The sequence below is a fragment of the Companilactobacillus paralimentarius DSM 13238 = JCM 10415 genome (assembly GCF_001434985.1).
GTDB classification, from domain to species: Bacteria; Bacillota; Bacilli; order Lactobacillales; family Lactobacillaceae; genus Companilactobacillus; species Companilactobacillus paralimentarius.
In genome coordinates this window covers 1-9,199 of the sequence record NZ_AZES01000016.1, presented here as the reverse complement: position 1 = coordinate 9,199, position 9,199 = coordinate 1, and the positions used below count along the sequence as shown (strand labels likewise).

Annotated in this window: 9 protein-coding genes; 7 read left to right on the top strand and 2 right to left on the bottom strand. The window is 34.6% G+C overall.

Annotated elements, in window-relative coordinates; translation table 11 throughout:
- Nucleotides 1–77: 77 nt before the first annotated feature.
- Nucleotides 78–1,091, bottom strand: coding sequence for a lipoate--protein ligase (locus FD33_RS01480; protein WP_025086020.1), 1,014 nt, complete (start codon nt 1,089–1,091; stop codon nt 78–80).
- Nucleotides 1,092–1,160: 69 nt separating this feature from the next.
- On the bottom strand, nt 1,161–1,562 hold the full coding sequence (locus tag FD33_RS01475; protein ID WP_025086019.1) for a reverse transcriptase-like protein: 402 nt from the start codon (nt 1,560–1,562) through the stop codon (nt 1,161–1,163).
- 28 nt (nt 1,563–1,590) lie between these two features.
- Between FD33_RS01475 and FD33_RS01470 the strand changes: the two genes are divergently transcribed.
- The 7 genes from FD33_RS01470 (at nt 1,591) to FD33_RS01440 (ending at nt 9,141) form a co-directional block, all read left to right on the top strand.
- Nucleotides 1,591–1,989, top strand: a complete 399-nt coding sequence (locus FD33_RS01470) for an EbsA family protein (protein WP_025086018.1) — start codon at nt 1,591–1,593, stop codon at nt 1,987–1,989.
- Nucleotides 1,973–3,655, top strand: coding sequence for a formate--tetrahydrofolate ligase (locus FD33_RS01465; protein WP_056955692.1), 1,683 nt, complete (start codon nt 1,973–1,975; stop codon nt 3,653–3,655). The genes FD33_RS01470 and FD33_RS01465 overlap by 17 nt, the downstream gene beginning before the upstream one ends.
- Entirely contained in the window at nt 3,655–4,119 is a 465-nt protein-coding gene (gene lspA, locus FD33_RS01460) for a signal peptidase II (RefSeq protein WP_025086017.1), read from the top strand. Before FD33_RS01465 ends, lspA begins: the two co-directional genes overlap by 1 nt.
- A complete protein-coding gene (locus FD33_RS01455) occupies nt 4,112–5,020 on the top strand; it encodes an RluA family pseudouridine synthase (RefSeq protein WP_056955693.1) in 909 nt (302 codons plus the stop codon). The genes lspA and FD33_RS01455 overlap by 8 nt, the downstream gene beginning before the upstream one ends.
- A 93-nt stretch (nt 5,021–5,113) precedes the next feature.
- The gene (gene pyrR / locus FD33_RS01450; RefSeq protein WP_025086016.1) at nt 5,114–5,641 is read left to right on the top strand and encodes a bifunctional pyr operon transcriptional regulator/uracil phosphoribosyltransferase PyrR; all 528 of its coding nucleotides are present in this window, start codon (nt 5,114–5,116) and stop codon (nt 5,639–5,641) included.
- A 27-nt stretch (nt 5,642–5,668) separates the two neighbouring features.
- Entirely contained in the window at nt 5,669–6,757 is a 1,089-nt protein-coding gene (locus FD33_RS01445; RefSeq protein WP_025086015.1) for a carbamoyl phosphate synthase small subunit, read from the top strand.
- Nucleotides 6,748–9,141: an ATP-binding protein gene (locus tag FD33_RS01440; protein ID WP_025086014.1), complete on the top strand. Its 2,394-nt coding sequence runs from the start codon at nt 6,748–6,750 to the stop codon at nt 9,139–9,141. The genes FD33_RS01445 and FD33_RS01440 overlap by 10 nt, the downstream gene beginning before the upstream one ends.
- Nucleotides 9,142–9,199: the final 58 nt, after the last annotated feature.

Here is a 9,199-nt window from a genome sequence, read left to right as displayed (position 1 = left end):
TACAAAAATAGAGTTGATGGCAAAATGCCTATCAACTCTATTTATCGTACAGCCCTTTTTTCACGTATATAACTAAATTATGGAGTAAATAGTTTTAATAGTTCAACTTCAGGAATTCCCTTGAAATAGTCATCTAAATTAAATTGGTCTAATACTTTTAAAATATCTTCACGATCAAATTTAATATTCAATAACTTTTGTTTAATATCGTTAACATCTTTCATACCAAAGAAGTCACCATAAATCTCGATATTTTCAACTTTACCATTCTCAATATTATAACGAACGTCAACCGTTCCCATATCAAAATGTTTTCTCTGTTTAGCGGTAAAGGCAGGAGATTTACCATAAATCCAATCCCAATTGTAGTAGTATTCTTCTTTAATTTTATCAATTTGCTTCTGATCTTCAGGAGTGACAATGTATTCCTTATCTTTAATTTCATCTAAACTTTGAGCATGGAATAATTCCAATAATAACTTGTCACGGAACTGTTCAGTTGTTAGATCTTGATATTCTGGTGCTAAATAGGGACGTAGGTTGGTTACTCGGCTTCTAATTGATTTAATACCCTTAGAAGCAATCTTATCTTTTTGAACGTGAAGTGCCTTAGTTAAGACATCTAAGTCCACATCAAGTGATAAGGTTCCGTGTGAGAACGTTTTTCCATTTCTAGAATACATGGCATTACCAGAGAATTTTTTACCATCAACTAGTAGATCATTTCGACCAGAAACTTCAGCAGTAGTTGCTCCCATTTGATGAAGAGCATCAATAATTGGTTGTGTGAATGATTTAAAATCACCAAAATTCTTATCATTTGAATCAACCACAAAACTAAAGCAAAGATTACCTAAATCTTGATAAACAGCACCACCACCAGAAATTCTGCGGGTAACGGTGATGTGATTATCAGCTATATAATCACTATTAATTTCTTCAATCGTATTTTGATTACGACCGACAATAATACAAGGTTTTTCAATGTAAAAAAGAACTAGGGGCTCATCGAATTCAACGTTATTCATTAAATATTGTTCGGTGGCAAGGTTATCACGAATATCGCGATCTTTCATAACAACGTAGTACATAAAGAGTACCTCCTCATCTGAATTGGAAACGCTTTTATACTAGCACAGTTATCAAAATTTAGAAATAAATTAACTACGATATTTACGGATAGTTAACATTTTTTGATGAACTAAAGCATGTGCTTCACGATTATCCTTGTCAGCAATATGCTTGATAAAATAACTAGGAAAATGATCTAAACTTTGTAATATTTCATCTAATATCGGTTGATAGTGCTTGGAATAGTTTTTTTCCACACTATCAACTACAATTTGGCTGTCAGAATGAATTAAAACTATCTCATCATTCCAACCATTTTTTATAATTTTCTTTAAAGCTATTTTTAATGCCAGAAATTCTAAAAAGTGATTATCATCAAAATTTTGAACTTGTGCGTCAGTATAAATTTTGTTATCAATCCTTATTACAAAGCTAACGACACCTAGATTTAAATTAGTATTTAATCCGGCATCGGTGTACAATTTAATCATATTTATTAAAAACCTTTCAGGAGAAATTATGTCAAAGAAACATTTTGTTCAACCAGCAGGACCATGGGGGATAATTATGTGGTCGCTTGCACTTAGTCTTGTATGTTTGGGGATTATTTTACAATTGGAGATAATGTCTTTGAGTATCGTTCCATTTTTAATTTGGATCTTAGACGCTGTCTATGTAATCTATATTATATCTAACTCTTGGGTAAAGTTTACAAATGGTCAAGTTGTTATTAAGGAACCTTATTACAAAACACGTATTTTTGAGAGTAAAGATGTTAACATTAAGGCAAATAACCAATGGACTTTGGAATTTAATTTCAGTAATCACGATTATTTTCCATTTAAGATTACTTCCACAAAGGGTATTTTAAAATTAATTAGAAAAGAAGCAGGTGAAAGCAATGTCATTTCCAAGTGATATCGAAATTGCTCAAATAAATGAGCACGATAATATGAAGAATATTAACGAAATTGCCAATAAAATCGGTTTGACACCAGATGATATTGAACCATATGGACACTATAAAGCTAAGTTTTCTGGTCGTAGTATTACCAAATCAATGGAAAAGGACGATGGAAAACTTATTTTAGTTACATCTATCAATCCAACTCCAGCTGGAGAAGGTAAGTCAACTGTCGCTATTGGACTAGCTGATTCTCTACAATCAATTGGTAAGAAGACTGTTCTGGCCTTACGTGAACCTTCATTGGGCCCTGTAATGGGAATGAAGGGTGGAGCTACTGGTGGTGGTTATGCTCAAGTCGTTCCTATGGAAGACATCAACTTACATTTCACTGGTGATATGCACGCCTTAACTTGTGCTGTTAACACTTTAGCAGCTTTAATTGATAATCACATTCATCAAGGAAATCAATTGAATATTGATCCTCGACGTATTGTTTGGAAACGTGCTTTAGATATCAATGATCGTGCATTAAGAAATACGGTTATTGGTTTAGGTGGTCCATTCAACTCAATGCCTCGTGAGGAACACTTTGAAATTACTGTTGCTAGTGAATTAATGGCTGTTCTTTGTTTAGCACAAGATATTGATGACTTAAAAGAAAGAATCTCAAGTATCCTTATCGCTTATACTTTTGATAAAAAGCCAATTTTCGTTCGTGATTTACATGTTGAAGGTGCAATCACTGTTCTATTAAAAGATGCTCTAAAACCTAACTTAGTACAAACACTTGAAAATACACCAGCTATCATTCATGGTGGTCCATTTGCTAATATCGCCCATGGATGTAACAGTATTTTAGCTACTAAGCTAGCTATGAAGTTAGGCGACTACGCTGTTACTGAAGCCGGATTTGGTGCTGATCTTGGCGGTGAGAAATTTATGGACATTGTTGCCCCTAGATTGAGTCATGCTCCTAACGCTATCGTGATTGTAGCTACTATCCGTGCTTTGAAGTACAACGGTGGTCAAGCTCTTACAGATATTCAAAATGAGGATCTCAACGCCTTAAATCTCGGCTTTAAGAACCTAAAACGTCATATTCACAATATGCGTTATTATCACGTTCCTGTTGTAGTGGCTATTAATAAGTTTGCTACTGACACAGATAACGAAATCAAACTCTTAACTAGTCTCTGTGATGAAGTTGGCGTTGATGTTCAATTAGCTGAAATTCATCATGAAGGAAGTAAAGGTGGTCAGGCCTTAGCTAAGGCTGTTGTTAAAGCAACTGAAAAAGAATCACAATATACACGTCTTTACGAAGACGAAGAAACTACTGAAGCTAAAATTGCTACGATGGCCTCTGAAGTTTATGGAGCTAACAATGTAGAATACAGTAAGAAGGCTCGTAATCAGTTACAAATTTTGAAGGATAACGCTTGGGATGATTTACCAGTCTGTATCGCTAAGACTCAATATTCACTTAGTGATGATCCTAAACGTCTAGGTAGTCCTAAAGACTTTACACTTCATGTCACTGACATCGTCCCAAAGCTTGGAGCCGGATTTGTGGTTGTATTGACAGGAAACATTATGACAATGCCAGGTTTACCAAAGAAGCCAGCTGCTTTGAATATGGACGTTGATAATGAAGGAACTATCGGAGGATTATTCTAGTGCAGTTGATTTATTGGTTGCTTTGCGCGATCTTAGTTATTGGTGATCAAGGACTAAAATATTACGTCACGAGTAATATTGCTCCAATGAGTGTCCACGAATTTATCCCGGGAATCCTATCTATTACACATATCACAAATACTGGTGCAGCTTGGAGTATGCTTGAGGGTAAGATGATGTTCTTTTATCTAATTACCATAATTGCCGTAGTCGTTTTAGTCTATCTCTTCATCAAAGCTGCTAAGACTGAATACATGTATCGATTTGCGTTAATTTTCCTATTAGCAGGAACAATTGGTAACGCAATTGATCGTTTCACTAGACATTTTGTGGTAGATATGTTTAATTTAGATTTTATGAATTTTCCAATATTTAATTTAGCGGACACTTATATTACGATTGGTGTAATACTAATAATTGTATCTTTGTTTGTCCAACTAGCAGGTGAGAAAAATAATAAGTAAGTCTTTTGAATTAGAATACAATGAACCAAAAAAGAACCGTTTGGATGCCTATTTGAATGGTGAATTAGATGATTTGACAAGATCACAGATTCAAAAATTGATTAAAGATCAAAACATTTTAGTTAATGGTCAACCAGTTAGCAAATCTGGCTATAAGATCACAGCTAACGATAAAATCACTGTTAATATTCCTGAAGAAGAGCCTATTAAGGCTGTTCCAGAGAATATTCCGATTGAAGTTGTTTATGAAGATCAAGATGTTATTGTCGTTAACAAGCCTCAAGGGATGGTAGTTCATCCTGCGGCTGGTCATCCAGATAAGACGCTTGTAAATGCTATCTTATATCATTGTCAGATTAATGATGATGATGTTATCCGTCCAGGAATTGTCCATCGTATCGATAAGGATACTTCCGGTCTTTTAATGATTGCTAAGAACAATTTAGCTAAACAATCCTTGATGAAACAGTTAAAAGAGAAGTCTAATTTACGAGAATACTTGGCAATCGTTCACGGTAATTTTAAAGAGAAAAAAGGTAAGATTACTGCACCATTAGGTCGATCCAAATTCGATCGTAAGAAACAAGCTGTTGTAGAAGATGGTCGCCATGCAGTTACTCACTTTGAAGTTTTGGAACAGTTTGAGGACTATTCGTTACTAAAATTAAAATTGGAAACTGGTCGAACTCATCAAATCAGAGTTCACATGCAATATATCGGTCATCCCGTTGCGGGAGATCCTTTATACGGCCCAAAGAATACCTTGCCTGGTAAGGGCCAATTCCTACATGCACAAACACTTGGATTTGAACATCCAAGAACTCATGTGTGGATGCAATTTTCGATTGAACCTCCAAAAATTTTTCAAGATACTCTTGAGCAATTACGTTCTCAACATTAAGTCGTGATATAATCTACAAATAGAATTGTGTGCGATTATAAAATAAATTGAAGCACTCACTTTGTGAGTGCTTTTTTGAAAGTAGGGAAAAATATGGCTAAAGAAATTATTGACGGTCAAACAATGACCAGAGCTTTGACACGTATAACTTATGAAATTATTGAAAGAAATAAGGGAATTGAGGATTTGGTTCTTGTAGGAATTAAAACACGAGGTGTCTTTGTTGCTCATCGTATCGAATCAAGATTAAAACAATTGGAAAATATCTCGATTCCCGTTGCTGAACTTGATATCACACCGTATCGTGATGATAAAACTCACGAGGAGAAAGATATTTCCAATGTAAAAACACAACCCTTGGATATTGACATCAATAACAAACATATTATTTTAACAGACGATGTTTTATACACTGGTCGTACTATCCGTGCAGCCATGGATGCCTTGATGAGTGCAGGTCGTCCTAAGAAAATCTCTTTGGCTGTTCTTGTAGATCGTGGACACCGCGAATTACCAATTCGAGCAGATTTTGTTGGTAAAAATATCCCAACTTCTCAAAAGGAAAAAATCAAAGTTTCAATGAAAGAAATCGATGGAGAAGATAAGATTGAAATCGAATAACTACAATTTTTGAGGAGTTGCTATAGAATGAAACGTTATTTAATTTTAGAAGACGGAACTGTGTTTCCTGGAGAAGGATTCGGATCTTCTATCATTACCACGGGACAATTGGTAATATCAAATAATCGTACTGGAATTGAACAATCCGTAACCGATCCTAATGCCGAGGGTCAAATTATTGCTTTCACAATTCCTTCTGTTGGTAGCTCAGGAATTAATCGAGATTTTTATGAATCTATCAATTCACAATGTAAGGGTGTTGTTATTGGTTCATCCAGTATCTCAACTGTTGATAATTCAGTTTCATTTGAAGATTGGATTACCAGTCTACGAATACCTGGTATCAAGAATGTCGACATTAGAGCTTTGTCCAGACATATTGCTGAACATGGTGAAATGAAAGCTAGTATCATGGATACCCATGACGAGCATGCTATTGATCAGATCAAAGCTTTAGTTTTACCCCCTGATCTAGTTAAAAGAGTTTCTACTCGTCAATCGTATCCAAATCCCAACATGGGACGAAAGATTGTTATCGTCGATCTAGGGCTCAAATATTCCATTTTGCGTCAATTATCCTATCGTGATTGCAATTCAGTTATCGTTAATTATAATTCCACAGCAAAAGAAATCGAAAATTTACATCCTGATGGCATTATTTATTCTAATGGACCAGGCAATCCACAAGATTTGCCAAATGTTATTAAGAGTATTCAAGTTTTGCAAAAGAAATATCCTATTTTGGGTATTGGTCTTGGTAATCTATTAATAGCTCTAGCCAATGATTGCCAAATAGAAAAACTGACTACACCACATCACGAATCATCCCTAGCTGTTAAGGAAGTTGCCAGTGGCAAAATTGATTTTGTCAATCACAATCATTCCTACACCTTAGATCAAAAATATATTGGTTCATCCGACTTCATTGTTACCAATATTTGTGTTGCTGATGGAACTATTGAAGGTATTCGTCACGAATATTTGCCAATTATGGGTGTATTATTTGAACCAGAAGCTGCACCTGGACCAACTGATGGATATTATGTCTTCGACGAATTTATCGATTTAATTGATTCAGTGAAACAACAAGAGGGGGCTGGAAGTCAATGGAATTAACTGAAGTACATACAATTCTAATCATCGGCCCAACTATTAGTGATAAAAATGTTGATTTATCAACCGCACTTTATGATACAGTCGACATTTTGCATCAATTAGGGTACAAAACTTCAATTATTGTTGAAGATCCAACGTCATTACTCTCTTCGGGAACTTTCTTTGATAAAACAGTTGTCGAAAAGGTTAGTGGTGATAATGTATTAAAATTTGTTCAAAAATATCATCCCGATGCCATTTTGCCTACTGTCGGTGATCGTAACGCATTAGGAATCGTTTCTAGTTTAAATGGTAAAATCGGTAGTACTAAAATTTTAGGGGCTAATTATGCCTCTTCTTTGGCTACTTTTAAACGTGATTTATTCATTAAACGACTAAACAAAGCTAAACTACCAGTTATTAACTTTATTTCTTCGGATGATGAAAAAGAAATTTATAGCTTCATTCGTTCAATCGGTTTTCCAATTATTGCAAGAAGACGTTATTCCAATCGTCATTCAAGTGGCTGGACCAACATCAATAATCTGTTTGAACTTGATAATTTCATGGCCTTAGATGATTTGGAAGATACTAAAATTGAAATTGAAAGAAGTATTCGGGGCTTTAGTGAATACTCCTTTACTATTTTACGGGATAGTTTTGATAATTCATCCTTAATAGGTACGATTGAGGATATCGAGCCCATCGGTATTCATCATTTAGATTCAAACTTAATTTCACCAGCAATTTCTTTAAATGATTCAAAACTACAACGTTTAAGAAATTATTCAATAAAATTAGCTCGAGTTTTCAACATTATTGGTGTCTGTACCGTTCATTTTGCCTATAATCACGTCACTAATGAATGTTATATTACAGAATTTATCCCTCGTTTAAGTGAGGAAACTAAGTTTTTGGAATATGCAACAAGTTATCCCGTTGCCACAGCCGTAGCGGAACTTTGTGTTGGCTTTCATCTAGATAAGCTTCAACTCGATGCAGGTAATTTCTTTAATGGAGCAACTGAACCATTTGTTGATCACATTACCTCACGTTTTCCTCAATGGAATGCCCCTGGTCAAAAGTATTTAGGACCTAGTAAAACATCCAATTCTAGTATTATTGTAAATGGATTTAGTTTAGAGGAGGTTCTCAATAAGGGAGCACTCAATGATAAATTGAATAACAATTTCAATCGATATGAAGAATTACGTAAATTGGATGATGATGAGTTATTTGAAAAAATCATTCACCCCACTAATTGGATGCTGGATGTTTTAATGGAAGCAATGCGTCGCAATTTTGAAAAACCGGTTTTATCAGAAATCACCGGTATCAATATGCCATACTTAACGGCTTTGCAAAATATCATTGACAACAGTCTTATTATTCGTGAAGGTGAGATTGATGTTCACAATGTCGAACGTATGGTTGAAATGGGTGTCAAAGGAGTGGGGCATAGCAAGTTACTATTAGATAGTTCCGATATTGTAACTAAAACAGTTGTAAAAAATAAAACTGCTATATCTGTGGCCAATAGGAATTATCCTAATCATAATTACTTCGTTACCGCAGGTATCAACAATGAGTTGAAGTTAAGCGACCGCAAAAAAATTATTGTACGCACACCAATAATCTCTTCAAAAACTGACACAACTATCAGACAATTTGTTTTATTCCAATTAGCCAAATCAATTGATCAAAATGGTTTGGAACCTATCATTATTGGACGTGAACCCTGGAATGCACCACTAGCCATGCGTCGAAAGATTGTGGAAGTCGATGACCCTCACATGGAAATGAAAGCTCTCAACTTGATTCCCAGTGATAGCATTTTAAATATCATTGATTTATCAAAGAATTTAGTTGATACAGAAGATGACAGTCGAGTATTTCAATTTAGTGCTCAAGAAATTAAGAATATTGATCTTCAAGCAAACACTTCTGCTAGAGTAATGGTAGTTTCTGATGGTGAGAATTTCCTAGTTCCATCAGTTATTTATCGAACTAAGAAAAATAATCATCTCTATGAGGTTAGTTCAGTCAACAACTTTATGTCACCTGAAAATTATAATGAGTTTTCCCAACTGATTGCTCAAGAACTTGAAGATGAAAATCAAGTGGCTATTTATAACTTTGAATTGATTAAACAAAAAGATCATTGGCTCGTAACTAAAAAGTATCGTGGTATGACTAATGACATTATCAGACATGAATTAGCTAGTTCCGTTCACGTAATTGATACATTGGTTAAATTATTATTGGGTAATAAGATTGGCGACGACCTTTCACTCGAAGAAACATTCAATAATTTCGATGAGCAATATCTTCTAACAATTGATGATAAGCGTTATAAGCTGTTGAACAAAGAAGAAATGGAAGACGAATTAAAGAATTTAAGATAAAAAAAGAGGCTGTGACAAAACAGTCTCTTTATCTTAAAAGTTCGATGCGAATTTGAAA